This is a genomic window from Bacillus sp. TH13, from assembly GCF_016651175.1.
Lineage (GTDB): Bacteria > Bacillota > Bacilli > Bacillales > Bacillaceae_G > Bacillus_A > Bacillus_A thuringiensis_S.
Window position 1 is genome coordinate 2,861,757 of the sequence record NZ_JAEKEJ010000025.1, and the last position, 25,028, is coordinate 2,886,784.

Here is a 25,028-nt window from a genome sequence, read left to right on the forward strand (position 1 = left end):
ACGAGAGGACCGGGATGGACGCACCGCTGGTGTACCAGTTGTTCTGCCAAGGGCATAGCTGGGTAGCTATGTGCGGAAGGGATAAGTGCTGAAAGCATCTAAGCATGAAGCCCCCCTCAAGATGAGATTTCCCATAGCGTAAGCTAGTAAGATCCCTGAAAGATGATCAGGTTGATAGGTTCGAGGTGGAAGCATGGTGACATGTGGAGCTGACGAATACTAATAGATCGAGGACTTAACCATATAATATGAAGCAATGTTATCTAGTTTTGAAAGAATATAAAAAACTTGTTGACTTTCAAAAGTAAATAAGTTAAAATGATTCTTGTCTTAAATGAATACAGTCTGGTAATGATGGCAGAGAGGTCACACCCGTTCCCATACCGAACACGGAAGTTAAGCTCTCTAGCGCCGATGGTAGTTGGGACCTTGTCCCTGTGAGAGTAGGACGTTGCCAGGCAAAATGGAGGATTAGCTCAGCTGGGAGAGCACCTGCCTTACAAGCAGGGGGTCGGCGGTTCGATCCCGTCATCCTCCACCATATATGTCGGAGGGGTAGCGAAGTGGCTAAACGCGGCGGACTGTAAATCCGCTCCTTCGGGTTCGGCAGTTCGAATCTGCCCCCCTCCACCATTCTTAATTATTGGGCTATAGCCAAGCGGTAAGGCAACGGACTTTGACTCCGTCATGCGCTGGTTCGAATCCAGCTAGCCCAGCCATTAAGAGCCATTAGCTCAGTTGGTAGAGCATCTGACTTTTAATCAGAGGGTCGAAGGTTCGAATCCTTCATGGCTCACCATTTTCAATGAAATATGCGGGTGTGGCGGAATTGGCAGACGCACTAGACTTAGGATCTAGCGCCTTTGGCGTGGGGGTTCGACTCCCTTCACCCGCACTTTTAATAAAATAACTCATACATGTCTTGCGGAAGTAGTTCAGTGGTAGAATACAACCTTGCCAAGGTTGGGGTCGCGGGTTCGAATCCCGTCTTCCGCTCCAATTTTCAATATGACATGCCGGGGTGGCGGAACAGGCAGACGCACAGGACTTAAAATCCTGCGGTGGGTGACCACCGTGCGGGTTCGACCCCCGCCCTCGGCACCATATGCGCCCGTAGCTCAATTGGATAGAGCGTTTGACTACGGATCAAGAGGTTAGGGGTTCGACTCCTCTCGGGCGCGCTTTTATTAACGGGAAGTGGCTCAGCTTGGTAGAGCACCTGGTTTGGGACCAGGGGGTCGCAGGTTCAAATCCTGTCTTCCCGATATTCCAAAAAACATGGGGCCTTAGCTCAGCTGGGAGAGCGCCTGCCTTGCACGCAGGAGGTCAGCGGTTCGATCCCGCTAGGCTCCACTTTATTTAATATATGTCTCGGAGGTATACCCAAGTTCGGCTGAAGGGATCGGTCTTGAAAACCGACAGGCGGTGAGAATCGCGCGGGGGTTCGAATCCCTCTACCTCCTCCATTTTCTTTTTAAATGGTTTAGACATATAAAAATAATATATTTATTTTTTCCTTCATGGAGGTATACCCAAGTTCGGCTGAAGGGATCGGTCTTGAAAACCGACAGGCGGCGAGAGTCGCGCGGGGGTTCGAATCCCTCTACCTCCTCCATTTTTTTAATTTAATATTGTCGCGGGGTGGAGCAGTACGGTAGCTCGTCGGGCTCATAACCCGAAGGTCGCAGGTTCAAATCCTGTCCCCGCAACCAAATGGTCCCGTGGTGTAGTGGTTAACATGCCTGCCTGTCACGCAGGAGATCGCCGGTTCGACCCCGGTCGGGACCGCCATTTATGTTGGCTCGGTAGCTCAGTCGGTAGAGCAGAGGACTGAAAATCCTCGTGTCGGCGGTTCGATTCCGTCCCGAGCCACCATTTTTTTTTATGCCGGCTTAGCTCAATTGGTAGAGCAACTGACTTGTAATCAGTAGGTTGGGGGTTCAAGTCCTCTAGCCGGCATCATTTAGGGGCATAGTTTAAAGGTAGAACTGAGGTCTCCAAAACCTCCAGTGTGGGTTCGATTCCTACTGCCCCTGTAAAGTATATGGGCCTATAGCTCAGCTGGTTAGAGCGCACGCCTGATAAGCGTGAGGTCGATGGTTCGAGTCCATTTAGGCCCACCATATATTATTCCGCAGTAGCTCAGTGGTAGAGCTATCGGCTGTTAACCGATCGGTCGTAGGTTCGAGTCCTACCTGCGGAGCCATGGCCCGTTGGTCAAGTGGTTAAGACACCGCCCTTTCACGGCGGTAACACGGGTTCGAATCCCGTACGGGTCATACAAAAAAGAGTCAGCATTATGCTGGCTCTTTTTTATTTTGTTGATCCTTTTTATAATGTTACTTTCCAGAAATAAATAAAGGAATTTTGGAAAAGCTATGGTATGTATAAAAAGGAGGAAATAAATAATGACACGAGTTAGAGACTTAATGAGTACCCGTATTGTACATTGTACACCGCTAGACAATGTATATGAGGCAGCTGTAAAAATGAAGGAAGAATCGGTTGGATTAATTCCTGTTGTTGAAAATGAGCAAGTTGTTGGGCTTGTTACTGATCGAGATTTAGTTGTTCGAGGGATTGCTGAAAAACATCCTGGATCTAATAAAATTACAAATGTAATGACAACAAATATTATCTCAGTTTCTCCAAATGATTCTATTGAAAAAGCTACAGAGCTAATGGCACAGTATCAAATTAGACGGTTACCAGTAGTTGATAGTGGTCAGCTTATTGGCATGTTAGCACTAGGAGATTTAGCTATAAGGGAATCGGCAGATGATCAAGCTGGATTTGCCTTGAGCGAAATCTCAGAGCATACGGAATAAATCGAAAATTTAATTAACCAAGATTTTAATGATCACTCATAAAGAGCTAAATTATATATAAAGTTCAGATGCATTATTCTAGTATATATGGATTAAACTAATATGTTAGCGTGATGTATCTGAGGCATTATATAATAAGTATATGGTGAATACTTTCGACAGTTTTTTAAAATTTGTTATTCTTAATTTTTAATAAGAGAAAAGATGATATACTGATAGATATAAGTATTATGATAGATTTCGAATATAACAATATTAATTTTTAATAGTACGATAATAAATTAATATTTCCTACATAGATGAAAAGGGAAGGGGAATTATATGAAGGCTGTACAGGGCGATCCAAATTGGAATTTGGTTACAGATACATATATAGAACCAAATAATTTCGCTGAATTATTTTCTTTGCTTGTACCTTGCCACCCAAAAGGTGAGGGGAAAGAACGAACTATATTAGTATGGAAAGAGAAAGAATTTTATAAAGAAGAAAATTTAGCGGCATTTATCGTATATGGCATGAATAAAGTAAAGAATTTACCGCAGTTTCATAAAGATGAAATTCCAACTTTAGTGCGTATTCTTCGCTTATGCCAAGAGATTGGTTGGTATGAAGAGGCAAATACTTTTATGATAGCGCAAGGATTAGCTGAGTTTGTTCATACTTCATTGGAATATGAAACATGGGATCTTTTGACGCAATCAGTTGCTTTAAACTATTTAATTATTAAATATCGTATCGGTGAGTTGATAGATAGGGATATTGAAATTTGGGATAGAGTTAAATTTAATGAGAAATGTATAACAGAGTGTAAACATTTATTATCTCATAAAGAAGTATTGGAATTTACATTCTTTTATATGTGCAAGAGAGCAAAATCATTATCAAAAGAGCAATTAAATAGTGATATGATGAGTTTAGCAATGTATTGTAATACTTTCGTATATGATTTATATACACATGATTTATTACGTAAATATCGTAAGTGTACAGATTTCCTATCATATTATGGACCTAGTCAGGCAGTTTTAGCATGTCAAAGAGCTGTATTATCTCAAATTTCCGATCGCTTAGACCCGTTAAAGACAACTCATGTAGATGATTATTTATATGTGATGAAAGAAATGATGGAGCATATGACGCTAGGAGTAATGGATCGATACGGTCATTTTATTGGCAAGCTACTATCTTATGTACCATTTTTCGAAATGATACAAGTTCCACAACATGCATATTATTGTGAGGAATTACTGTATATTTGTAAGGGCATTGAATATAAAGAAGAAACACTACGCAATTATATATTTATACAATTACATGATTGTTTACCATCATTCTTTAGGCTATTTCTTAAAAATAAGCGTTACGCAACGATTCATGATATTCTTTTCTATTGGTGCGATGACGAACAACGAATGAGCTTAGAGAAAAAATATAATCTGAGCTTTATTTATGAAAAATATGCTTGTGGATAAACAATATTTTCGATATGAAAAATTAATATAAATTAAAAAGGATCTCCAGTTTATGTGAGATCCTTTTTTGTTAGTAAAACAAGGAGAAAGTGATTAAGACAAGAAATAACATTCCATATAGGAGAAGTTGTGCAGTATAACTTCCTTGTATACCAAAAAAAGTATTGGCTTTCTTATACAAATTCAATATGTATTTTATTGGAGTATCTTTGAAAGATTGGTACACAGTGTCCCCTCTTTCTAAGCTTCTTGTTCTTGTTTTTGTTTATAAGGGACATTAATATATCTAGCTACAAATAATAAAACAGCCATAAAGAATACTGGAAATACAGTAGATAAATAAAAGCCATTACTAATTATATTTGTTATGAGAGCACTCAAAAGAAAAATAGCATTATAAATATGGGCAATTTTTTGTTTTAGTTGCACTTGAAATGATTCCATCATAATTTCTAATGCAACAAAAGCAATAATAATAGATAAAAATACAATGTTTGTATTGTAAATGATTAAACAACAGATTAAACCTAAAAAGGCTACGTATTCAATTATAAGAGGTATATTGCGTGGCATACAATTTACCTAACTAAATATGGCAGTGGATTTACTGCATTTGTTTTTTCAAAATTCCATTCTCCATTATGTAATTCAAAATGAAGATGTTGCCCGTATGAATGACCTGTGTTTCCCATATGACCTATTAATTGTCCAGTTTGTACTTGATCACCAGCTTGTACAGTGCGATCCTTCATATGAGCATAAACAGTTGTATATAATTTCCCATTGATTTGATGCGCAATGAAAACAACATTGCCATAGCTAGCTGAATAATAAGATTTCACAACTTTACCTGCAGCAGCAGCTTGGATAGAGACGTTTCCTGGAGCGGCAATATCTATACCATAATGCATTTGTTCCCAGCGTATATCAAAGGTTGAGCTAATTCTTCCTTGAGCGGGGAATTTGAAAGCAGCTGGAATTGATGAAGGCTGATCTGTTTTAGCTTGTGGTTGATTTTGTACTACATAGTGTTTTGCTACATATCCGTATCCTGTGCCAAAACGAATTTTATACCAAGTTCCTACAGTTTCTACTACTTGTACTTGTGTACCGTTTTGTAATGAACCGAGTAGAGCGCTACTTGTACTAGCGTTGCTACGTACATTTAGATTAGATGTTGCAACAGTATATTTTGTATTATTTTGAACGGTGATTCCTTTTACTAAGGGTTGTGAACCATTAGAGATGAATGTTTTTTGTACGTAACCTGTTTGGCCATTATGTGATATTTTATACCATTCGCCTTGATCTTCTTGAACGGTAATAAACTTGCCATTTGGTAATACATCTAAAATAGAAGATTCTAAATTAGGTTCAGAGCGAACGTTTAATGCATTAGCATTAACGATGTATTGATCATTAGATTGAAGTTTGTTTTTTAGTAAAATAGCATCTTTTTGTACATAACCTACTTTATTATGAACAGATACTTTATACCAAACATTAGTTGTTTCAAGGATGTTCACTTTTGTATTAAAGCGAATTGTATCAATTGATGTGCTTTTTACATTATCTTCTGTATGCAATGCTACTTGATCAACTTTGACATACCCAGTTTTAATATTAGATAATTGTTCAGCGTTTGCTTTTTGTACATTTGTTTCACCCATAGAAGGAAGTAAAGAAGCAATCGCTACAGTAGTTGCTGTTAAAGCAGTAGCTTTCATATTCATGGAATAGAGACCTCCTCTAGTTGTATAGTTGTAATTTTATTATAGTATAAAGATATAATATAGTGGGTGTATTCACATAAATGTAATATGAAATCAATATAAAAATAAATTTTTTGAGGATAATGATTCCTTTTTATACGATTAATTAGGGTTTTATATTCTAAAATAGAATGAATGTATTGTATAATTTAGATATTTTGTTGATAATTAAGAAAATTAAAACAGTTGATGATGTCTTATTAGGGTGTTATACTGACAGTGATAATTTTATAGTTTGCTAGGAGAGCTGGTGTTGCCAGCTGAGAGTAGGCCGTAAGCCTTTGATCCTTTTTATTACCTGATCTAGATTATGCTAGCGTAGGGAAGCAATTCGGACACTAACAATGAGTCCCCGTTTCTTTGCGTATAGAAACGGGGCTTTTTATTTGAAAATTTCATATTGAAACCACTAGGGGTGCTTGATTTGCTGAGAGAGGAATAATCCTTAACCCTTACAACACCTGATCTAGGTAATACTAGCGAAGGGAAGTGGAACATCGAATAAATGTATAATTTTATTTGCTGTAACCACTTCTTATATATAGAAGTGTTTTTTTATTTAGATACATATATTGAAAGGGGATAGAGAAATGAAATTTTGCGATAGATTATTAGAAACTGTGCAACCGGTTTGGGAGATGAGTCATAATCATCCGTTTGTAGTGGGTATGGGAGATGGCACGTTAGAAAAAGATAAATTCCAGTATTATATTATTCAAGATTATTTATATCTGCTAGATTATGCAAAGTTATATGCGATTGGTGTTGTAAAAGCAACGAATCCACAAGTAATGGGAAAGTTTGCTGAACAAATTGATGGAATATTAAATGGCGAAATGACAATTCATAAACAATATGCAAAAAGGCTTGGAATTTCTATAGAGGAGATAGAGTCTGCGAAACCATCTGCTAAAAATTTAGCTTATACAAATTACATGATGTCTGTATCTCAAAATGGCACACTTGCGGAATTAATAGCAGCGCTTCTTCCATGTATGTGGAGTTACTGGGAAATTGGAAAGCGTTTAAATGATATTCCTGGGGCAAGAGATCATGAGTTCTTTGGTGAGTGGATTCAAGGATATAGTTCTGAAGAATATGGTAACCTTTGTATTTGGTTAATAGATTTATTAAATGAAATGGCAGTTGGAAAGTCTGAGAAGGAACTAGACCGATTAGAGGAGATTTTCCTATATTCCAGTCGATTTGAATATTTATTCTGGGATATGTCCTATCGTAAGGAGATGTGGGGATTTGAGGAGCAAGAACATACTACAGTTTCATAATGTTTCTTTTCATTATGATGAGAAGCCAATCATCCATGAATTAAATGCTTCTATACACGAGAAAGAGTTTGTAAGTATTATCGGACCGAGTGGATGTGGGAAAAGTACTTTATTTCGCCTTATTACAGGTCTAGAGAAGGTAAGTACTGGACAGATAGAACTGACAGAAACGAAGCACCATCCTGTAGGGTATATGCCGCAAAAAGATATGCTTTTGCCGTGGAGAACAATTATTGAGAATGCCGCGTTGCCGCTAGAGTGCCAAGGTGTACAGAAGAACGAAGCACAAGTAAAGGCAAAGGAACTGTTACATAAATTTGGTTTACAAGGATATGAGACAAAACATCCGAAAGATTTATCTGGTGGTATGAGGCAACGCGTATCTTTTATCCGAACTTTATTAACGGGCGGGGAGATATTGTTATTAGATGAACCGTTTAGCGCGTTAGATGCTTTAACGAAGGCCTCTTTGCAAGAATGGTTGTTTGAACAATGGCAAGAGTGGGAAAAAACAATTTTATTCATTACTCATGATGTTGAAGAAGCGTTATTTCTTTCGAACCGAGTTTTAGTAGTGGAACAGCAGCCGATAACGACTTTGACTGAGCGGATTGTACCGCTTGATCATAACAGAACACGAAAAGATTTATATAAACCGGAAATATTAGCGCTGAAAGATGAGCTTCTTAGTATGTTACAAAGGCAGGTACTTGTGTGATGAACCAATTGAAAGAATTAGTTCCTGCTATTACACTTTCTAGTATTTTACTTGCTGTGTGGGAAATAGGAGCAAGAATTGTAGATGAGATGTACATTTTACCGTCACCGTCTGCGATTGTAATGAAGATATGGAAACTAAAAGACATATTATTTACAGTTCATTTACCTGCAACGCTATACGTCGTTTTAATAGGTGTTGTTATCTCTATCGTATTAGGTGTAGGGCTAGCGATGTTAATGAATGCGAGTACATGGATGGAGAGAGCATTTTATCCATTATTAGTTGCTTCACAAACGATTCCGATTACTGCGCTTGCTCCGCTATTTGTTTTATGGTTTGGATACACAATTTGGAGTAAGGTTGTTGTCACAGTTTTAATTACGTTTTTCCCAATTGCGGTCAATACGTATGATGGACTGCGTAGTACAAAAAAAGAATGGGAGGAGCTCTTAGTTACATATGGAGCAACAAAAAGAGATATTTTTCTTAAATTAAAGTTGCCGTCTGCTCTTCCTTATTTTTTCTCAGCTTTAAAAATTGCAGTTCCGCTTAGTGTTATCGGAGCAGCAATTGGAGAATGGCTCGGTGCACAAGCTGGGCTTGGGTATTTCAGTAAGAGAATGATGACGCAGTTAGATGGAGCTGGCGTATTTGCACCCATTGTATTGTTATCATTATTAGCTATTTTCTTCGTCGTACTTATTTCCATATTAGAAAAGAAATTCATTAGTTGGAGGAAGCATTCATGAAATTTTTAAAGCGCATCTTTGTGTTTACATTATTAATTGCAATGATTGCAGGATGTTCGAGTAATTCAGCATCAGACAAAAGTAAAAAAGAGAAAGAAATAACAGTCATGTTAGATTGGTATCCAAATGCGGTACATAGCTTTATCTATGCAGCAATTGAAAAAGGATACTTTAAAGAAGAAGGTGTAAAGGTAAATATTAAATTCCCTTCTAATCCGACTGATCCATTAACACTGGCAGCAGCAGGGAAGGTGACAGTTGGCTTGTACTATCAGCCAGATGTTGTTATGGCGAGAGCGAATGAGCAAATTCCAGTGAAATCAATTGGGGCTGTCGTACGTTCACCATTAAATCATGTTGTATCACTGAAATCAGCAGGCATTCAATCACCGAAAGATTTAGAAGGAAAAACAGTAGGATACTCTGGAACACCTTTAAGTGAGATGTATTTAAAAACGATGGTAAAAGAAGCTGGTGGTAATCCTGATACAGTGAAAGTAGTTGATGTTGGATTTGATTTAGTACCAGCATTAATTACGAAGAAAGTAGATGCTGTAACAGGGGCGTACATTAACCATGAAGTACCTGTTATGCGTCATGAAGGCCATGAACCAGCGTACTTTAATCCAGCTGATTACGGAGTACCAAATTATCATGAGCTTGTGTTTGTAACGGGTGATAAAACGTTGAAAAAAGATAAAGAAGCGTTGCAAGCTTTCTTACGTGGTACGAAAAAAGGCTATGATTTCATGAAGAAAAACCCAGATGAAGCATTGAATATTTTATTAAATCATCAAGAAAAAGAAAACTTCCCACTTGTGCCGGAAGTTGAAAAGGAAAGTATGAAAATTTTATTAGAGAAGATGGAAACGAAAGATGAGCCATTCTTATCAGATTCAAAAGAGTCTTGGGAGAAACAAAATAAATGGCTGAAGGACAAAGGAATGGCGAAAGAAATCGTTCCGGCCGATGAGCTATTCGAAAATATTTTAAAGTAGGCGAATGAATATGAAAAATGAGCTCCACGTAATCTCAAATGGCCATATGTCATTCGAAGAGTTAGTGAATGTAGCGATGCAGATTGAGAGTGAGATTGATTATTTGCATATTCGTGAGCGTGAGAAGAGTACGAAGGAATTATATGAAGGGGTAGAAGGTCTTTTAATGGAGGGATTTCCAGCTTCTAAAATTGTTATAAACGATCGAATTGATATCGCCATTTTATTAAATATTCCTCGTGTTCAACTAGGATATCGAAGCACAGATGTAAAGTCAGTGAAAGAAAAGTTTTCGTATTTGCATGTCGGTTATTCTGTGCATTCGCTAGATGAAGCGATTGTAGCATTTAAAAATGGAGCGGATTCACTCGTTTATGGCCATGTATTTCCGACAGAATGTAAAAAAGGTGTGCCAGCGAGAGGGCTTGAAGAAATCGCAGACATTTCAAGGTGTTTATCTATACCGATTACAGCAATTGGAGGAATTACTCCAGAAAACACAATGGATGTTCTTACTAACGGTGTAAGCGGTATAGCAGTTATGTCCGGAATTATAAGTAGTAGTAACCCATATAGCAAAGCGAAATCTTATAAGGAATCAATAAGAAAGTGGGCGGAAAAACATGTGTGAGAAGTATGATGTAGCGATTATTGGTGGTGGTGTAATTGGTAGTTCAGTTGCACATTTTCTAGCAGAAAGAGGACATAAAGTAGCGATTGTCGAGAAGCAAAGAATTGCATCGGAAGCTTCGAAAGCAGCTGCTGGTTTACTTGGTGTTCAAGCAGAATGGGATGCGTATGATCCGCTATTTGAACTTGCTAGAGAAAGCCGAGCTATATTTCCACAACTTGCAACAGTTTTACGTGAAAAGACGGGTATTGATATTGGATATGAAGAAAAAGGAATTTATCGTATTGCTCAAAATGAAGATGAGAAGAAAAGAATTCTTCACATTATGGATTGGCAGCAAAAAACAGGTGAAGATTCCTATTTTCTAACGGGGAACCATTTGCGGGAAAAAGAGCCGTACCTATCTGAATCCATTATAGGAGCAGTATATTATCCGAAAGATGGTCACGTTATTGCACCAGAGCTTACGAAAGCATTCGCACATTCTGCGGCAACTTCCGGTGCGGATATATATGAACAGACAGAAGTGTTTGATATTCGTATTGAAAATAATAAAGTGACCGGAATTGTTACAAGTGAAGGTATGATTGCATGCGAGAAAGTTGTTATTGCTGGTGGTTCATGGAGCACGAAGTTACTAAGTTATTTTCACCGCGATTGGGGTACATATCCAGTTAAAGGAGAAGTGGTTGCAGTAAGAAGTAGAAAACAACTTTTAAAAGCACCTATTTTTCAAGAAAGATTTTATATTGCTCCAAAGCGCGGTGGACGTTACGTAATTGGGGCAACAATGAAGCCTCATACGTTCAATAAAACTGTACAGCCAGAAAGTATTACTTCTATATTAGAGCGGGCTTATACAATATTGCCAGCTTTAAAAGGAGCAGAATGGGAAAGCACGTGGGCAGGGTTAAGACCACAATCGAATCATGAAGCTCCTTATATGGGAGAGCATGAAGAAATAAAAGGTTTCTATGCTTGCACGGGCCATTATCGAAACGGTATTTTATTAAGTCCTATTTCTGGCCAATATATGGCCGATTTAATAGAAGGAAAGCAAGAGAATCATTTACTAGATTCATTGCTTTCTAGAAGAGTTTAGAAAGGGGATGGAAGTTTGAAATTAAAAATTAATGGTAACCAAATTGAAGTGCCAGCGAGTGTAAAAACAGTAGCTGAGCTACTTACACATTTAGAGCTAGATAACAGAATTGTTGTAGTAGAGCGTAATAAAGATATTTTACAAAAAGATGATCATACAGATACATCTGTTTTTGATGGAGACCAAATTGAGATTGTAACTTTCGTAGGAGGCGGTTGATTATGTTAAACATTGGGCCATTTTCATTTCATTCTAGACTTTTATTAGGAACAGGTAAATTCCCTGATTTTGACGTACAACAAAAAGCAATTGACGTTTCTGAAGCTGAAATTTTAACGTTTGCAGTACGTCGTATGGATATCTTTGATGCAAAGCAACCTAATTTATTAGAGAAACTTGATGTGAAAAAATATACGTTATTACCAAATACAGCAGGGGCAAAAAACGCTGAAGAGGCTGTTCGTATTGCAAAATTAGCAAAAGCTTCTGGGCTTTGTGACATGATAAAGGTAGAAGTTATTGGTGATGATAGAACGTTATTACCGGATCCGGTAGAAACGTTAAAGGCATCTGAAATGTTACTGGAAGAAGGATTTATCGTACTTCCGTATACATCTGATGATGTTGTATTAGCACGTAAATTACAAGAACTTGGCGTGCATGCGATTATGCCAGGAGCATCTCCAATCGGATCAGGACTTGGTATTGTAAATCCATTAAATTTGAGCTTCATTATTGAACAAGCGACAGTACCAGTTATCGTTGATGCCGGTATTGGTAGCCCAGCTGATGCGGCATTTGCAATGGAATTAGGAGCGGATGGTGTGTTATTAAATACGGCTGTGTCAGGAGCAAAAGATCCTATTAAGATGGCACAAGCAATGAAATTAAGTATTGAGGCAGGACGTTTAGGCTTTGAAGCAGGTCGTATTGCACGTAAACGTTGTGCAACGGCAAGTAGTCCTTTAGAAGGAATGAGCGTAGTTGAATAATCGATATTCTCGCCAAGAATTATTTTCTCCGATTGGGGAAGAAGGCCAGCAAAAGATAAGAGAAAAGCATGTGCTTATTATCGGCGCGGGCGCACTAGGTAGTGCAAATGCAGAAATGTTTGTAAGAGCAGGTGTTGGCACAGTAACAATTGTTGACCGTGATTATGTCGATTGGAGTAATTTACAAAGGCAACAATTGTATGCAGAGAGTGATGTGGAAAATAATCTTCCGAAGGCTGTAGCAGCAAAGAAGCGTCTAGAAGAGATTAATAGTGAAGTAAGAGTAGAAGCGCTCGTTCAAGATGTAACAGCTGAGGAATTAGAAGAGCTTGTTACAAACGTTAATGTAATGATTGATGCAACTGATAATTTCGAAACGCGCTTCATTGTGAATGATATAGCACAAAAATATTCTATTCCATGGATTTACGGAGCATGTGTAGGGAGTTACGGCCTTTCTTACACAATCCTTCCTAGTAAAACGCCATGTTTATCTTGTTTATTACAATCGATTCCGCTTGGCGGAGCGACATGTGATACAGCTGGCATTATATCGCCTGCTGTATCTCTCGTCGTTTCTCATCAAGTAACGGAAGCTCTTAAACTGTTAGTAGAAGATTACGAATCACTTCGAGATGGACTTGTATCGTTTGATATGTGGAAGAATGAGTATTCATGTATGAATGTGCAAAAGCTTCGCCAGCATAATTGTCCTTCATGCGGAGAGAATGCATTATATCCGTATTTAAATAAAGAGAACACATCAAAAACAGCAGTTTTATGCGGGCGAAATACAGTTCAAATTAGACCACCTCATAAAGAGGAAATGAATTTTGAACGATACAAAGAGCTGCTGAATGATCGTGTGAATGATTTAAATGTAAATCCATATTTATTATCATTTTCTGTGGAAGAGAAGAGATTAGTTGCCTTCAAAGATGGTCGCGTACTTGTACATGGAACGAAAGATATAAGTGAAGCAAAAACAGTTTATCATCGTTATTTTGGATAGAAAAGGATGAGTGGGATGAAAGTAAATAAAGCTTTAACAATTGCAGGGTCTGATAGCGGCGGCGGTGCTGGAATTCAGGCAGATTTAAAAACATTCCAAGAGCTTGGTGTATACGGAATGACGGCTATTACGGCAATTACTGCTCAAAACACGCTTGGCGTTCAAGGGGTATATCCTGTTCCGTTAGAAGGTGTTACAGAACAGCTGAATTCAATTGGTACGGATTTAACACCAGATGCAGTGAAACTAGGAATGTTATTTAGTAGTGAAATAATTCAAATTGTTGCAGAACAAATTAAAAAGTTTGGCTGGAATAATATTGTGCTAGATCCCGTTATGATTGCAAAAGGCGGTGCATCATTATTACAGCAAGAAGCAGTTCAAGCATTAAAAGAATATTTATTACCAGTAGCAACTGTTATAACACCGAATGTCCCAGAAGCAGAAGTGTTAACTGGGATGGAGATTCATAACGTTGAAGATAGTAAGGAAGCTGCAAAAGTATTGCACGAATTAGGTGCTAAATATGTGCTTATGAAGGGCGGACATGCAGAATATCAAGGTAATGAAGTAATTGATTTCCTCTTTGATGGAGAAAAATTTATTGAGTTTAGAAGCGAGCGAATTCCTTCAAAGCAAACGCACGGAAGTGGGTGTACATTTGCTTCAGCGGTTACAGCAGGACTTGCGAAAGGATACTCAATTGAAGATGCTGTTCAAGAAGCAAAACGATTTATTAGTATAGCAATTGAAGAGCCATTGAATATTGGTAGTGGCCATGGGCCGACGAATCATTTTGCATATAAGTTGAATAAAACGCGCGCATAGGTGAGTAAAAAGTCAGTTTGATAACTGGCTTTTTTTCTGTTTACTTTTTCAAAATACAGGAGTAATATATCAGCCAGAATATATTTTTTGTAAACGCTGAGTCCAATTATATGGAGCGGGGGAACCAATTTGTGCGTCGGCACTAGGGGTGAATCTTTCAATTTTGAAAGTAGGGCTACTCTCAAAGTCCGAATCCGACAGCTAACTTCGTAAGCGTCTTGAGAGAGGACGGTGCCATGATGGATACATCACTTCATCGATCTGATTAGTATAGGGGAATATCAATCTATGCTTGATTTCTTTTATACTAAGGAGGATGAGGTACATGGAACTAACACTTATTTGTGTTGGAGAAGAGAACAAGATAAAGAGTTTAAGAGAGCTAGTATCATTTCAACATGAGTTAATTATTTGTACAGCAAATGAAGAGATAGCGGCTGAAGTTAGGAATTGTGGGTTTGATTGGACTTATAGCTGCAGTAAGGAGCAGGACTTTACTAGTATTTGTGAGTGTATTAAGAAGGTGATTTTACTAGGGGATGAGCTTCCAATCGTTAGTTTTTTCACAGAACACATTCGCTTTTCTTTTCAAGCACCTATTACTGTTGTTACAAGGAATAAACGATATCCAGCGAGGCTCTATGAAACAATTGGAGCTAAGTTTGTCGTGTTTACAAATTGTGATAATATTTCTTTTTTATTTTTTGAATAGGGCGGGGGAAGAAATGATGAAGGTATTATTACTTGGAGATATAGCAAATCGTTGGGCAGTATCGGTAGAGCGAGTTCAAGAATTGGTTCAGATCGATCCCCTTTTTCCAGGGCCATATATTATATTACCATCAAAAGATGCTTTGTATTTAGAGATGGATATTACCGAGTATGAGCAGCTACATGCAGAATTGACACAAGTTTATATTCGCGGGAGAAATTTACGTGCATTTTTACGAGGAGAATAAAGGTTGAATAAAAAAGAGCGAATGCTGAGTGCGACAAGCTATGCACTTCATGTCATTCGCTCTTTTTATTTCATATTTAAAAGGTCATTTTTAAGAAAAAAGAAGAGAAATAAAGAAAATAGATGAAATAATAGTAATAATCTTCAATGTAAGCGTTTAAATGAATGTAAATATTATTATTTTCAGTAATTTACCCCTTTACAAGTGAAATATAGAGGAGTATATTTACTCTCATAAATCATTCATAAAATTTCCAAAAAAACCTAAAATCGCTGAGTTCCAGAAATGGAGCGGGGGAACCAATTTTGTGCATCGTCACTTGGGGTGAATCTTTCAGTTTTGAAAGTAGGGCTACTCTTTAGGCCCGAATCCGACAGCTAACCTCGTAAGCGTTTAGAGAGGAGGTTTACTTTTTGTTGTTCATTTTTGAACACTGAGTAGAGCTCAGTGTTCTTTTTTAATATTTAAATGGTAAATTTTAACAAAAGAAGTGAGGGATAGCTATGTTAGATGTTGTAATGGTCGGGATTTTTATTTTATTAGTTGCATCGATGGCAAGTCTTGCAAGTTGGTCAGATAAAGTTGTGAAAGAAGGAAAACAATCATGATGATTGTCTTATCGGTTATTGTCGCAGCAATTACAGTGTATTTAGTGTATGCATTATTAAATCCAGAGAAGTTTTAATTAGGGGGAATCATTCATTATGATTTGGGTTGCAGTCATTATTACAATGCTCTTGTTTATTTTAGTAGCAAAGCCAACGGGGATTTATTTAGAAAAAGCTTTTCAAGGTAGCAAAACGCTAGATAAAGTATTCGGGCCTTTTGAAAAACTTATTTTTAAAATTACGGGTGTAAAAGAATACAATCAAACGTGGAAACAGTACGCATTATCATTAGTTTTACTCAACGGATTTATGATTGTTGTTGTATATTTCATTTTCAGATTACAAGGTGTGTTGCCGCTAAATCCAGCGCATATTGAAGGGATGGAGCCTACGCTCGCTTTTAATACAGCGATTAGTTTTATGGCTGATACAAACTTACAGCATTATAGCGGTGAAAATGGTTTATCCTATTTATCACAATTGATCGGGATTACATTTTTAATGTTTGCGGCACCAGCAACGACATTAGCGCTCGTTATGGCTTTTATAAGAGGACTTGCTGGAAAAGAACTTGGTAACTTTTTCGTTGATTTTACGAGAGCGTTAACGAGAGTGTTTCTTCCTATCGCATTTATTGCAGCACTAGTTTTTGTCGCACTTGGCGTACCACAAACGTTAGATGGGGCGGTTACAGCACAAACGATTGAAGGTGCAAAGCAAAGTATTTTACGTGGACCTGTTGCATCATTCGTTTCCATTAAGGAACTTGGAAATAACGGCGGTGGATTTTTCGGAGCAAACTCTACGCATCCTTTCGAAAATCCAGGACAAATGAGTAATATTTTGCAAATGATGCTTATGATGTTATTACCAACAGCACTTCCGTTTACGTACGGACGAATGGTAGGAAATAAAAAACAAGGTCGCATCCTTTTCGTGTCACTATTTATGGTATTTTTACTAGGGTTTATAACAATTACGACATCTGAACTAAACGGGAATCCGGCATTAAATGGAATGGGTATCGAACATGTACAAGGGAGTACAGAAGGGAAGGAAGTACGATTTGGAACAGTACTTTCTTCACTATACGCAACGGTAACGACAGCTGCTGAAACAGGCGCTGTTAATACGATGCATGATACATTAACACCAATTGGCGGTCTAGTTCCACTTGTAAATATGATGTTAAATACAGTGTATGGCGGCGTTGGAGCAGGTTTTGTAAACATTATTATGTATGCAATTATTGCAGTGTTTATATCTGGGTTAATGGTTGGACGGACACCAGAGTTTTTAGGTAAAAAGATTGAAGGTAAGGAAATGAAATTAATTGCGGTCACGATTTTATTTCATCCATTGCTCATTTTAGGATTTTCGGCATTAGCTCTTTCAACAAATTTAGGGACGGATGCTATTTCTCATTCCGGTTTCCACGGTTTAACGCAAGTTGTATATGAATATACATCGTCAGCTGCGAATAACGGATCTGGATTTGAAGGATTAGGAGATAATACACCGTTTTGGAATATTACGACTGGTTTAGTTATGTTTTTAGGACGCTACTTCAGTTTAATTACGATGTTAGCTGTGGCAGCTTCGCTGAAAGAAAAAGCGGTAGTGCCAGAAACAGTCGGAACGTTCCGTACAGATAATAGTTTATTTGGTGGCATCTTCATCGGAACAATTGTAATTGTCGGTGCATTAACATTCTTCCCGATGTTAGTACTTGGACCAATTGCAGAATTTCTTACATTGAAGTAATGGAGGGTAAATGATGAGACCGGTAGTAGTAAAAGAAAAACAATTAAATAAGTCACAAATACATGCTGTAGAAGATGAAGTTAGACAAGCAAAAACGATGGATCGTGATATCGTAACACATGCGATGAAACAATCCGTTGCGAAATTGAATCCGAAAGTCATGATAAAGAATCCGATTATGTTCGTTGTGGAAATTGGGTTTATCATTACGTTCATTTTATCTTTTATTCCAAGCAGTTCTAGTAGTATACCAGGATGGTTTAATATAACAGTTTCTCTTATTCTATTATTTACAGTTTTATTTGCAAATTTTGCAGAAGCATTAGCAGAAGGTCGTGGTAAAGCGCAAGCCGATTCTTTAAAGCAGTCGAAGAAAGATGTGTTTGCAAATGTTGTAAAAGAAAATGGAGACATTGTCCAAGTTTCAGCAACTGATCTTAGAAAAGGTGACGTTGTTATCGTAAAACAAGGAGAAATGATTCCGAATGATGGTGAAGTTATTAAAGGATTAGCGTCTGTAGATGAATCTGCAATTACAGGGGAATCAGCTCCTGTTATAAAAGAAGCAGGCGGTGATTTTTGTTCCGTAACAGGTGGAACGATGGTGGTAAGTGATGAAATTACAATTGTCATTACGAGTAATCCTGGTGAATCATTTATCGACAAAATGATTTCTTTAGTAGAAGGAGCTGCTCGTCAAAAAACGCCGAATGAGATTGCTTTAAATACAGTATTAACGAGTTTAACTCTTATTTTCTTGATTGTCGTTGTGACGTTGCCGATTTTTACAAATTATTTAGGTTTTCAAATTGATACAGCTGTACTCGTAGCATTGTTAGTATGTTTAATTCCAACGACAATTGGTGGTTTGCTATCAGCGATTGGTATTGCTGGGATGGACCGGGTGACAAAATTTAACGTGTTAGCGATGTCAGGGAAAGCAGTAGAAGCTGCGGGCGATATTAATACAATTATTTTAGATAAAACAGGTACAATTACTTTTGGGAACCGGATGGCTCATACATTATTGCCTGTAGGAAATGAAACGATTGAGCAAGTTGGAAAGTGGGCTGCTATTAGTTCTGTTTTAGATGAAACACCAGAAGGTCGATCTGTTATCGAGTATGTGCAGGGAAAATCTATATCATATAATAGAGAACTTGCAGAACAAGGTGAGTTTGTTCCGTTTAAAGCAGAAACGAGAATGAGTGGTGTTGATTTACAAGACGGAACGAAAGTGAGAAAAGGTGCTGTAGGTGCCGTTATTGAATGGGTTGGGTCACAAGGCGGAACAATTCCGAAAGATGTAAATCAAAAAGCAGACTTAATTTCAAAAGAGGGTGGAACACCACTTGTAGTTGCAGTAGATAATCGTATTTACGGTTTAATTTATTTAAAAGATACAGTAAAACCGGGTATGCGTGAGCGTTTTGAACAGTTACGCCAAATGGGGATTAAAACGGTTATGTGTACAGGTGATAATCCGTTAACAGCAGCAACGATTGCAAAAGAAGCAGGGGTAGATGAATTCGTTGCCGAGTGTAAACCAGAAGATAAAATTGCTGTTATTAAAGCAGAGCAAGATAAAGGGAAACTTGTAGCGATGACAGGTGATGGTACAAATGATGCTCCAGCATTAGCACAGGCTGACGTTGGATTAGCGATGAATAGTGGTACGACAGCAGCGAAAGAAGCGGCGAACATGATTGATTTAGACTCGAATCCGACAAAAATTATTGAGGTTGTAGGAATTGGTAAGCAATTGTTAATGACGCGTGGTGCGTTAACGACATTTAGTATTGCGAATGATATAGCGAAATACTTTGCGATTATTCCAGCGATGTTTACACTTGCAATTCCGCAAATGGAAGCATTGAACATAATGAAGTTAACATCACCACTGTCAGCGATTTTATCAGCATTAATATTTAACGCTGTTATTATTCCATTACTCATTCCGTTAGCGATGAAAGGTATCGCATATAAACCGATGAGTTCTAATGCATTGCTTAGCCGAAACTTACTTATTTATGGGCTTGGTGGAGTTATCGTTCCGTTCATTGGAATTAAGGTAATTGATATGATTGTCGGCTTGTTCATATAAGGAAGAGGGGAAAAAGATGGAGAAGAAACAAAGTATACTATCACCAATTATTCGTATTACTTTTACATTTCTAGTGTTGTGTGGACTTGTATACCCACTTATTGTTACTGGTATTGCACAAGCAGTGATGAAGGATAATGCGGATGGAAGTCTAATATATAATGATAAAAATGAAGTGATTGGTTCTAAATTAATCGGGCAAAACTTCACGGATCCAAGTTATTTTCAAGGGCGTGTTTCTAGTATTGAATATAAGGCTGAAGCATCTGGTTCAAATAACTATGCACCATCTAATCCAGATTTAGCAAAACGTGTAGAGAAAAGTATTGAAGAGTGGAAGAAACAAAATCCAACTGTTCCAGTTACAGAAGTGCCGATCGATTTAGTAACGAATTCAGGTTCAGGGCTAGATCCTGATATTAGTCCGAAGGCGGCGTCCGTACAGGTAGAGCGCATCTCGAAATTAACGAGAATCCCGAAAGAAACGCTGGATCAGTTGATTAAAGATCAAACAGAAGGTGCAGCACTTGGTTTATTAGGAGAAGATCGCGTGAACGTTTTAAAGCTAAATTTAGAATTACAGAAACTACTGAAATAGTAACAGTGCTACCTCAATCTAATGGATTGAGGTAGCGTTGTTTCGAAAGAAAGGTTGTGAATGTTTTGTATGCAGATGACTATAAACCGACGTTTCAAAGGCGAACGCCAGAGGAATATTTAGAATATATTCGTCAGCAAAACCGCGGGAAGTTAAAGCTATATGTAGGGGCAGCTCCAGGCGTAGGAAAAAGTTATAAAATGCTCTTTGATGCAAGAGAGATGAAAAAAGATGGAATTGATATTGTAATTGGTTTAATTGAAACGCACGGAAGAAAAGAGACGGAAGAAGCAATTGCTGATTTAGAAAAATTTCCTTTGAAAGAAATACAGTATAAAGGAAAGGTATTTTATGAGCTTGATGTGGAAGGAATAAAAAAACGCGCACCGCAAGTAGTTGTAGTGGATGAACTCGCACATAGTAATGTTCCTGGTTCTAAGCATAAAAAACGTTATATGGATGTGCAGGAATTGTTAGAGGCTGGTATATCGGTATTATCAGCTTTTAATATTCAACATTTAGAAAGTGTTCATGATATTGTAGCTCAAATTACGAATGTAAAAGTAAGAGAACGAATTCCAGATTTTATTTTACAAAAGGCAAATGAAATTCAGCTTGTTGATGCAACGCCCGAGGTATTAAGGAAGAGACTAATAGACGGAAAGATATATAAAGAAGAAAAAATTCAGCAAAGTTTACAAAACTTCTTTACACTTAATAATTTAGGAGCACTTAGGGAATTATCACTTCGAGAAGTTGCTGATGATATGGACGAGAAAATTAGCCAAACAGTAATAGAACCGATTGGTGTAAAAGAAAAAATTCTCGTTTGTGTACAATACAGTTCAACAGCGGAGAAATTAATACGACGGGGATGGCGCATGGCTGATCGGTTAAATGCTGAATTGTACGTATTAAACGTTGAGAGGGAAAATATAGATTCTATTTCAGCTGGAAAAAAGCAGACGATTGAAGAGTGGAAGTTGCTAACGAATCAATTTGATGCAAGTTTTATATTAGAAGAAGCAAAGGGAAGAAAGCCAGCAGATGTTATTATTGAAGTGGCAAAAAGATTACAGGTGACGCAAATTTTACTTGGACAATCGGCAAGAACAAGATGGGAAGAAATACGAAAAGGCTCTATTGTAAATGAAATTATGAGACAAACAAAGTATATTGATATTCATATTGTTGCGGATCAAAGAGGATAAAATAGAGCCGACCTTTTTGGGGGGCTCTATTTTACTTTTTGTACAGCATGAAAGCGTAGCATTTTCATTGCATATAAGATTACAAGTAAAAATATAATTGCGCCTAGGAAGAAAATCCAAAAGTGATTTTGGTTAAATAAAAGAAATCCACCTATAAGTGGCCCTGTGCCCATACCAATATAGCGGATGAAGTTGTACATACCGATAGCTGTTGCGCGCTCTTGTACGAATTCTGCTGTTAATAAAGTAGTGTGAGTTGGCATAGAAAGTCCCATACTAAAACCGTACAAAGATGTAGCGATAATGATGAATGGGATATTGATGCTATATGTGAAAGAGAATAAAACGACACATATAATATTGAAGAAACTCGTAATAAATAAAGCTTGCTTTGTTGTGAGGCGTTTTTGCAAAAACTTGTAGCAATAACTCCCTAGCATAATAGAAAGAGACATTGGTACAAACATAAGACCAATTTCACTTGCAGTTAAGTGAAATGAATTTGTTAAAATGCTCGGTAAAAAAACGAGGAAGCAAAAGTAAATACAAAATTGAATGAAGCCAATAAGAGTAATAGAAAATCCAGTTTTATTTTTTAAGATAAGAGAGTAATTCTTTCGTGCTTTAGACTGCTTAATTACATTTGGCTTTGTTTCTGGAAGTAGTGAAATGTTTATAATTAATAAGATAATGCCAAGTATAGATAAAAAGAGAAATACAGATAAGTGACCATTTATACTGCCGAGATAACCACCTATGAAAGGGGCCATTGCAGGTGCGAGGGCAAGTAACATTTGGTATAGGCTCATCGCTTTACCTCGTTCTTTTCCCTCAAATAAATCGCCGATAATCGTTGCTGAAACTACAGGTATAGCCGCTATTCCTATAGCTTGAACAGCTCTAAAAAATAGAAATAAATAAATGTTCGCCGAAAAAGCACATCCGATTGAACCAATTGTACTAATGACTAAACTAGGGATAAGGACAGATTTTCTCCCTTTTGTATCAATTAAAGGTCCATATATGAGCTGCATAATCGCAAGAACGAATGTGAAAAGTGAAACTGTTACATTTACAAGATAAAGAGAAGTATGAAATGAATTTTGAATCATCGGTAAGATAGGTGTATAAATATTTTGAGCGAAGGAACCAAGTAAGGCACTAATACAGATAACATATAAAATGAAATTTAGTTTAGATTTTTTCATCATGTTAACCTCCTTGTAATTTAGTTTCCTTGGAAACTAAATTTATTTTAACATGTTTTTCTCACTTGTAAATATGAAAAAATAATTTTAAAATGATATATAGTTAAATTGTTTCTTTGGAAACTTAGGGGGCGAACGGATTGGATCATGCAACGAAACAAATGGAAATACTTTCGGACATTCGTACACTTTTGCATAAAAAAGAAGAACATTTAAAACGACAAAACGAGAAATTTCTTCGTGAGACAGGTGTAAGTGGCATGTCATTATCTGAGTTACATGTAATCGAATGTATCGGAAAAAATGGTTTGATGAATGTAACGGCAATTACGACAGAAATGGGCATGACGAAGGGAGCAATCTCTAAAATTTGTACAAAGTTGTTTCAAAAGCAATTCGTTGAGAAGATGCAAATGTTAGATAATCAAAAAGAAATCTTCTTCCGCTTAACGGAAAGTGGAAATGAAATATATATAGCTCATGAAAAATTGCATAAGCAAGCTGAAGAAAAGTGGTTGTTACTTTTAGATGGATATACGAAAGAAGAGCAAGACTTTATTCAAAGGTTTATAAAGGATGTCTCCGATTATTTGGAAATATAATTGGAAGAAAAAACTCCTTTTTCTCAAGTCTTTTCAATATAATTTCTGAAAGAACTCATATATAATAGAAAAAGATACTTAACATGGTGAATAATTAAAGAGTCAATATATATAGAGGAGAGAGTAACATGCTTGAAAGTACGGGGTTAGTATTAGAAGGCGGCGGTATGCGTGGTGTATATACGGGCGGGATATTAGAATACTTTATGGAACAAGATTTATATTTTCCATATGTAATTGGTGTATCAGCTGGTGCTTGTCATGCAGCGTCGTATCTTTCCAGACAAAGAAATAGAAATAAAACGGTCAATATTGATTATGCATCACATCCGAAATATTTATCGTATAAAAACTTATGGAGAAAACGTCAACTATTTGATATGGATTTCATTTTTCATGAAATTCCAGAAAAGCATGTACCGTTTGATTTTGAAACATACTTTAATAGCCCAGAGCGTTTCCTTGTAGGAACGACGGATTGTGAAACAGGACAATCAGTTTATTTTGAAAAAGAAGGAACGAATGATGATGCGCTAAATTTATTACAAGCGTCTAGTTCATTGCCTTTCATTGCACCGGTAGTAAATTATCGTGGTAAGCAGTTATTAGATGGTGGGATTTCTGATCCAATTCCAGTTCGTAAAGCACAGGAAGATGGATTTGAAAAATCAGTCGTTATTTTAACGAGAAATCATGGTTACGCGAAGAAAAAATCAAAATTCGGATGGATTGCAGGAAAAGCTTATAAAAAATATCCGAATCTTGTTAACACGATGCTCAATCGTTATGAAGTGTATAATGAAACACTACACTATATTGAAAAAGAAGAGCAAGCTGGTAATTTATTTGTTATTCGCCCAGAAGTGCCGCTTCAAGTAGATCGTATGGAAAAAGATACAGCAAAACTACAAAATTTATACGAGCAAGGCTATGAAGATGCAAAGAGACAATTTGCAGATTTGCAGGCGTTTTTGCAAAAATAATAATTAGGCTGTGGAGATGGAGTTCTCTGCAGTCTTTTTATATTGTTTTTAAAAAATGTATAAATGTTTAAGCTTTTTAAGAGTTTGTAAAACATATAGTTTTCTTATTGAGGAACATGCGATTGAAAGATACTATGACGATGTAGCACTATTGAATTATTTATTTAAGAGGTGATTGTTATGAAGGGAAAAGTTTTTACAATAACAACATTCGTGTTATTAGCAACAGCAATCTCAACTAGTGCCTTCTACTCAACGTTAAGCGTTCATAAAAACGATAATCTGCTATCTTATAGAGCTCAAACTACTACGAATCAAAATGCATCCCATTGTTCTGTAACGATTTCTTTTATTAATTCAAATGGAAGTTATACATATATTGAAAGTGCCTCGGATAAATTAGGACCTTATGAATCGGGAAGGGCATTAAATGCTACTGTGAGTAACGATGCGTTTAACGGCTTTGGTGCAAAAGGAGTATACTCGGAGCATTATGCGAATGAGGATAATGACTATCAAGAAGATACACACAAAGGTACTTTTGATAGTAATGGTAACTTACGATTACAGTGGTAAAAAGCATTAAACAGTTGTCTTTA

At 37.1% G+C, this 25,028-nt stretch carries 26 protein-coding genes, 20 tRNA genes, 2 rRNA genes and 4 riboswitches (1 of these 52 only partly in view); of the genes, 45 read left to right on the plus strand and 3 right to left on the minus strand.

All coding sequences use genetic code 11. The features are described from left to right. The 24 genes from JFU02_RS23110 to JFU02_RS23225 form a co-directional block, all read left to right on the plus strand. Positions 1–243 (plus strand): 23S ribosomal RNA (locus JFU02_RS23110) (it extends 2,679 nt beyond the left edge of the window). 101 nt (positions 244–344) lie between these two features. After that, positions 345–460: ribosomal RNA gene (gene rrf, locus JFU02_RS23115) — 5S ribosomal RNA — on the plus strand. A 5-nt stretch (positions 461–465) separates the two neighbouring features. After that, positions 466–541 (plus strand) — tRNA-Val (locus JFU02_RS23120). Positions 542–549: 8 nt separating this feature from the next. Next, positions 550–633, plus strand: a tRNA-Tyr gene (locus JFU02_RS23125). A gap of 11 nt (positions 634–644) precedes the next feature. Next, positions 645–719: transfer RNA gene (locus tag JFU02_RS23130), tRNA-Gln, on the plus strand. A gap of 4 nt (positions 720–723) precedes the next feature. Continuing rightward, a tRNA-Lys gene (locus JFU02_RS23135) sits at positions 724–799 on the plus strand. Positions 800–814: 15 nt separating this feature from the next. Then, positions 815–895: transfer RNA gene (locus JFU02_RS23140), tRNA-Leu, on the plus strand. 29 nt (positions 896–924) lie between these two features. Further along, a tRNA-Gly gene (locus JFU02_RS23145) sits at positions 925–999 on the plus strand. A gap of 16 nt (positions 1,000–1,015) precedes the next feature. Then, positions 1,016–1,104, plus strand: a tRNA-Leu gene (locus tag JFU02_RS23150). A gap of 3 nt (positions 1,105–1,107) precedes the next feature. Continuing rightward, positions 1,108–1,181 (plus strand) — tRNA-Arg (locus tag JFU02_RS23155). Positions 1,182–1,191: 10 nt separating this feature from the next. After that, positions 1,192–1,265, plus strand: a tRNA-Pro gene (locus tag JFU02_RS23160). Between the two features lie 15 nt (positions 1,266–1,280). Beyond that, positions 1,281–1,353, plus strand: a tRNA-Ala gene (locus tag JFU02_RS23165). 20 nt (positions 1,354–1,373) lie between these two features. Further along, positions 1,374–1,466: transfer RNA gene (locus JFU02_RS23170), tRNA-Ser, on the plus strand. 56 nt (positions 1,467–1,522) lie between these two features. After that, positions 1,523–1,615 (plus strand) — tRNA-Ser (locus JFU02_RS23175). 20 nt (positions 1,616–1,635) lie between these two features. Next, a tRNA-Met gene (locus JFU02_RS23180) sits at positions 1,636–1,712 on the plus strand. A gap of 3 nt (positions 1,713–1,715) precedes the next feature. Continuing rightward, positions 1,716–1,791, plus strand: a tRNA-Asp gene (locus JFU02_RS23185). 8 nt (positions 1,792–1,799) lie between these two features. Further along, positions 1,800–1,875, plus strand: a tRNA-Phe gene (locus tag JFU02_RS23190). 11 nt (positions 1,876–1,886) lie between these two features. Then, positions 1,887–1,959 (plus strand) — tRNA-Thr (locus JFU02_RS23195). Positions 1,960–1,965: 6 nt separating this feature from the next. Continuing rightward, positions 1,966–2,036 (plus strand) — tRNA-Trp (locus JFU02_RS23200). A 10-nt stretch (positions 2,037–2,046) separates the two neighbouring features. After that, positions 2,047–2,123, plus strand: a tRNA-Ile gene (locus JFU02_RS23205). Between the two features lie 8 nt (positions 2,124–2,131). Then, a tRNA-Asn gene (locus JFU02_RS23210) sits at positions 2,132–2,206 on the plus strand. Between the two features lies 1 nt (position 2,207). Continuing rightward, positions 2,208–2,279: transfer RNA gene (locus tag JFU02_RS23215), tRNA-Glu, on the plus strand. Between the two features lie 129 nt (positions 2,280–2,408). Continuing rightward, complete coding sequence (locus JFU02_RS23220; RefSeq protein ID WP_000199019.1) at positions 2,409–2,828, plus strand: CBS domain-containing protein; 420 nt, start codon at positions 2,409–2,411, stop codon at positions 2,826–2,828. A 321-nt stretch (positions 2,829–3,149) separates the two neighbouring features. Continuing rightward, positions 3,150–4,301, plus strand: coding sequence for a DUF3965 domain-containing protein (locus JFU02_RS23225; RefSeq protein ID WP_000648917.1), 1,152 nt, complete (start codon positions 3,150–3,152; stop codon positions 4,299–4,301). A 240-nt stretch (positions 4,302–4,541) separates the two neighbouring features. Here the strand turns inward: JFU02_RS23225 and JFU02_RS23230 are convergent, their stop codons facing one another. Both JFU02_RS23230 and JFU02_RS23235 read right to left on the minus strand, forming a co-directional pair. Further along, complete coding sequence (locus JFU02_RS23230; protein WP_001137821.1) at positions 4,542–4,874, minus strand: hypothetical protein; 333 nt, start codon at positions 4,872–4,874, stop codon at positions 4,542–4,544. 5 nt (positions 4,875–4,879) lie between these two features. Next, on the minus strand, positions 4,880–6,034 hold the full coding sequence (locus JFU02_RS23235) for an SH3 domain-containing protein (protein ID WP_098723039.1): 1,155 nt from the start codon (positions 6,032–6,034) through the stop codon (positions 4,880–4,882). A 269-nt stretch (positions 6,035–6,303) separates the two neighbouring features. Beyond that, a riboswitch (TPP riboswitch) is annotated at positions 6,304–6,415 on the plus strand. Between the two features lie 59 nt (positions 6,416–6,474). Further along, positions 6,475–6,578, plus strand: a riboswitch (TPP riboswitch). A gap of 85 nt (positions 6,579–6,663) precedes the next feature. Here JFU02_RS23235 and tenA point away from each other — a divergent pair. The 18 genes from tenA to kdpDN all read left to right on the plus strand — a co-directional run bounded on the left by tenA (position 6,664) and on the right by kdpDN (position 21,636). Further along, a complete protein-coding gene (tenA, locus tag JFU02_RS23240) occupies positions 6,664–7,359 on the plus strand; it encodes a thiaminase II (protein WP_000666826.1) in 696 nt (231 codons plus the stop codon). After that, positions 7,328–8,077 (plus strand): ABC transporter ATP-binding protein, encoded by a 750-nt coding sequence (locus JFU02_RS23245; protein WP_201071696.1) that lies wholly within the window; start codon positions 7,328–7,330, stop codon positions 8,075–8,077. The genes tenA and JFU02_RS23245 overlap by 32 nt, the downstream gene beginning before the upstream one ends. Then, positions 8,077–8,829 (plus strand): ABC transporter permease, encoded by a 753-nt coding sequence (locus tag JFU02_RS23250; protein ID WP_001072530.1) that lies wholly within the window; start codon positions 8,077–8,079, stop codon positions 8,827–8,829. The genes JFU02_RS23245 and JFU02_RS23250 overlap by 1 nt, the downstream gene beginning before the upstream one ends. Then, a complete protein-coding gene (locus JFU02_RS23255; protein ID WP_097959975.1) occupies positions 8,826–9,827 on the plus strand; it encodes an ABC transporter substrate-binding protein in 1,002 nt (333 codons plus the stop codon). The genes JFU02_RS23250 and JFU02_RS23255 overlap by 4 nt, the downstream gene beginning before the upstream one ends. Positions 9,828–9,837: 10 nt before the next feature. Continuing rightward, the gene (gene tenI, locus JFU02_RS23260; protein WP_000787177.1) at positions 9,838–10,458 is read left to right on the plus strand and encodes a thiazole tautomerase TenI; all 621 of its coding nucleotides are present in this window, start codon (positions 9,838–9,840) and stop codon (positions 10,456–10,458) included. Then, entirely contained in the window at positions 10,451–11,560 is a 1,110-nt protein-coding gene (gene thiO, locus JFU02_RS23265; RefSeq protein WP_000333303.1) for a glycine oxidase ThiO, read from the plus strand. The genes tenI and thiO overlap by 8 nt, the downstream gene beginning before the upstream one ends. Before the next feature lie 15 nt (positions 11,561–11,575). Next, positions 11,576–11,779, plus strand: a complete 204-nt coding sequence (gene thiS / locus JFU02_RS23270) for a sulfur carrier protein ThiS (RefSeq protein ID WP_000768350.1) — start codon at positions 11,576–11,578, stop codon at positions 11,777–11,779. 2 nt (positions 11,780–11,781) lie between these two features. After that, a complete protein-coding gene (thiG, locus tag JFU02_RS23275) occupies positions 11,782–12,552 on the plus strand; it encodes a thiazole synthase (RefSeq protein WP_000931981.1) in 771 nt (256 codons plus the stop codon). Next, on the plus strand, positions 12,545–13,564 hold the full coding sequence (gene thiF / locus JFU02_RS23280) for a thiazole biosynthesis adenylyltransferase ThiF (protein WP_097820853.1): 1,020 nt from the start codon (positions 12,545–12,547) through the stop codon (positions 13,562–13,564). The genes thiG and thiF overlap by 8 nt, the downstream gene beginning before the upstream one ends. A 15-nt stretch (positions 13,565–13,579) precedes the next feature. Next, the gene (gene thiD, locus JFU02_RS23285; protein WP_000867391.1) at positions 13,580–14,392 is read left to right on the plus strand and encodes a bifunctional hydroxymethylpyrimidine kinase/phosphomethylpyrimidine kinase; all 813 of its coding nucleotides are present in this window, start codon (positions 13,580–13,582) and stop codon (positions 14,390–14,392) included. Between the two features lie 84 nt (positions 14,393–14,476). Continuing rightward, a riboswitch (cyclic di-AMP (ydaO/yuaA leader) is annotated at positions 14,477–14,624 on the plus strand. Between the two features lie 93 nt (positions 14,625–14,717). Further along, positions 14,718–15,104, plus strand: a complete 387-nt coding sequence (locus JFU02_RS23290) for a hypothetical protein (RefSeq protein ID WP_000424064.1) — start codon at positions 14,718–14,720, stop codon at positions 15,102–15,104. Between the two features lie 13 nt (positions 15,105–15,117). Next, positions 15,118–15,351: a hypothetical protein gene (locus JFU02_RS23295; RefSeq protein ID WP_002025339.1), complete on the plus strand. Its 234-nt coding sequence runs from the start codon at positions 15,118–15,120 to the stop codon at positions 15,349–15,351. A gap of 260 nt (positions 15,352–15,611) precedes the next feature. Then, positions 15,612–15,757: riboswitch (cyclic di-AMP (ydaO/yuaA leader) on the plus strand. A gap of 97 nt (positions 15,758–15,854) precedes the next feature. Beyond that, the gene (locus JFU02_RS23300; RefSeq protein ID WP_000887894.1) at positions 15,855–15,959 is read left to right on the plus strand and encodes a SipW-dependent-type signal peptide-containing protein; all 105 of its coding nucleotides are present in this window, start codon (positions 15,855–15,857) and stop codon (positions 15,957–15,959) included. After that, positions 15,959–16,036 (plus strand): K(+)-transporting ATPase subunit F, encoded by a 78-nt coding sequence (gene kdpF, locus JFU02_RS23305; protein ID WP_223153441.1) that lies wholly within the window; start codon positions 15,959–15,961, stop codon positions 16,034–16,036. Before JFU02_RS23300 ends, kdpF begins: the two co-directional genes overlap by 1 nt. Positions 16,037–16,055: 19 nt before the next feature. Beyond that, entirely contained in the window at positions 16,056–17,723 is a 1,668-nt protein-coding gene (gene kdpA / locus JFU02_RS23310) for a potassium-transporting ATPase subunit KdpA (protein ID WP_097959976.1), read from the plus strand. A gap of 13 nt (positions 17,724–17,736) precedes the next feature. Continuing rightward, positions 17,737–19,827, plus strand: a complete 2,091-nt coding sequence (gene kdpB / locus JFU02_RS23315; RefSeq protein ID WP_001248005.1) for a potassium-transporting ATPase subunit KdpB — start codon at positions 17,737–17,739, stop codon at positions 19,825–19,827. Positions 19,828–19,843: 16 nt separating this feature from the next. Continuing rightward, positions 19,844–20,425, plus strand: coding sequence for a K(+)-transporting ATPase subunit C (kdpC, locus tag JFU02_RS23320; RefSeq protein WP_097820851.1), 582 nt, complete (start codon positions 19,844–19,846; stop codon positions 20,423–20,425). Positions 20,426–20,481: 56 nt separating this feature from the next. Next, complete coding sequence (kdpDN, locus tag JFU02_RS23325) at positions 20,482–21,636, plus strand: KdpD-like non-kinase potassium sensor (protein ID WP_003306340.1); 1,155 nt, start codon at positions 20,482–20,484, stop codon at positions 21,634–21,636. A 26-nt stretch (positions 21,637–21,662) separates the two neighbouring features. On the opposite strand, the gene JFU02_RS23330 is transcribed toward kdpDN, so the two are convergent. After that, positions 21,663–22,844 carry an MFS transporter gene (locus tag JFU02_RS23330; protein ID WP_097820849.1) on the minus strand — a complete coding sequence of 394 codons (1,182 nt, stop codon included), beginning with the start codon at positions 22,842–22,844 and terminating at the stop codon, positions 21,663–21,665. Between the two features lie 140 nt (positions 22,845–22,984). Between JFU02_RS23330 and JFU02_RS23335 the strand changes: the two genes are divergently transcribed. The 3 genes from JFU02_RS23335 (at position 22,985) to JFU02_RS23345 (ending at position 25,005) form a co-directional block, all read left to right on the plus strand. Next, positions 22,985–23,446 carry a MarR family transcriptional regulator gene (locus tag JFU02_RS23335; protein ID WP_061667657.1) on the plus strand — a complete coding sequence of 154 codons (462 nt, stop codon included), beginning with the start codon at positions 22,985–22,987 and terminating at the stop codon, positions 23,444–23,446. Positions 23,447–23,574: 128 nt separating this feature from the next. Beyond that, a complete protein-coding gene (locus JFU02_RS23340; protein WP_061667656.1) occupies positions 23,575–24,429 on the plus strand; it encodes a patatin-like phospholipase family protein in 855 nt (284 codons plus the stop codon). A gap of 180 nt (positions 24,430–24,609) precedes the next feature. Continuing rightward, a complete protein-coding gene (locus JFU02_RS23345; RefSeq protein WP_000676994.1) occupies positions 24,610–25,005 on the plus strand; it encodes a hypothetical protein in 396 nt (131 codons plus the stop codon). Positions 25,006–25,028 lie beyond the last annotated feature (23 nt).

Coding starts and splice junctions, on each gene's coding strand:
- JFU02_RS23220 (WP_000199019.1), top strand. CDS start 2,409: ATGACACGAGTTAGAGACTTAATGAGTACCCGTATTGTACATTGTACA.
- JFU02_RS23225 (WP_000648917.1), top strand. CDS start 3,150: ATGAAGGCTGTACAGGGCGATCCAAATTGGAATTTGGTTACAGATACA.
- JFU02_RS23230 (WP_001137821.1), bottom strand. CDS start 4,874: ATGCCACGCAATATACCTCTTATAATTGAATACGTAGCCTTTTTAGGT.
- JFU02_RS23235 (WP_098723039.1), bottom strand. CDS start 6,034: ATGAATATGAAAGCTACTGCTTTAACAGCAACTACTGTAGCGATTGCT.
- tenA (WP_000666826.1), top strand. CDS start 6,664: ATGAAATTTTGCGATAGATTATTAGAAACTGTGCAACCGGTTTGGGAG.
- JFU02_RS23250 (WP_001072530.1), top strand. CDS start 8,077: ATGAACCAATTGAAAGAATTAGTTCCTGCTATTACACTTTCTAGTATT.
- JFU02_RS23255 (WP_097959975.1), top strand. CDS start 8,826: ATGAAATTTTTAAAGCGCATCTTTGTGTTTACATTATTAATTGCAATG.
- tenI (WP_000787177.1), top strand. CDS start 9,838: ATGAAAAATGAGCTCCACGTAATCTCAAATGGCCATATGTCATTCGAA.
- thiO (WP_000333303.1), top strand. CDS start 10,451: ATGTGTGAGAAGTATGATGTAGCGATTATTGGTGGTGGTGTAATTGGT.
- thiG (WP_000931981.1), top strand. CDS start 11,782: ATGTTAAACATTGGGCCATTTTCATTTCATTCTAGACTTTTATTAGGA.
- thiD (WP_000867391.1), top strand. CDS start 13,580: ATGAAAGTAAATAAAGCTTTAACAATTGCAGGGTCTGATAGCGGCGGC.
- JFU02_RS23290 (WP_000424064.1), top strand. CDS start 14,718: ATGGAACTAACACTTATTTGTGTTGGAGAAGAGAACAAGATAAAGAGT.
- JFU02_RS23295 (WP_002025339.1), top strand. CDS start 15,118: ATGATGAAGGTATTATTACTTGGAGATATAGCAAATCGTTGGGCAGTA.
- JFU02_RS23300 (WP_000887894.1), top strand. CDS start 15,855: ATGTTAGATGTTGTAATGGTCGGGATTTTTATTTTATTAGTTGCATCG.
- kdpF (WP_223153441.1), top strand. CDS start 15,959: ATGATTGTCTTATCGGTTATTGTCGCAGCAATTACAGTGTATTTAGTG.
- kdpA (WP_097959976.1), top strand. CDS start 16,056: ATGATTTGGGTTGCAGTCATTATTACAATGCTCTTGTTTATTTTAGTA.
- kdpB (WP_001248005.1), top strand. CDS start 17,737: ATGAGACCGGTAGTAGTAAAAGAAAAACAATTAAATAAGTCACAAATA.
- kdpC (WP_097820851.1), top strand. CDS start 19,844: ATGGAGAAGAAACAAAGTATACTATCACCAATTATTCGTATTACTTTT.
- JFU02_RS23330 (WP_097820849.1), bottom strand. CDS start 22,844: ATGAAAAAATCTAAACTAAATTTCATTTTATATGTTATCTGTATTAGT.
- JFU02_RS23340 (WP_061667656.1), top strand. CDS start 23,575: ATGCTTGAAAGTACGGGGTTAGTATTAGAAGGCGGCGGTATGCGTGGT.
- JFU02_RS23345 (WP_000676994.1), top strand. CDS start 24,610: ATGAAGGGAAAAGTTTTTACAATAACAACATTCGTGTTATTAGCAACA.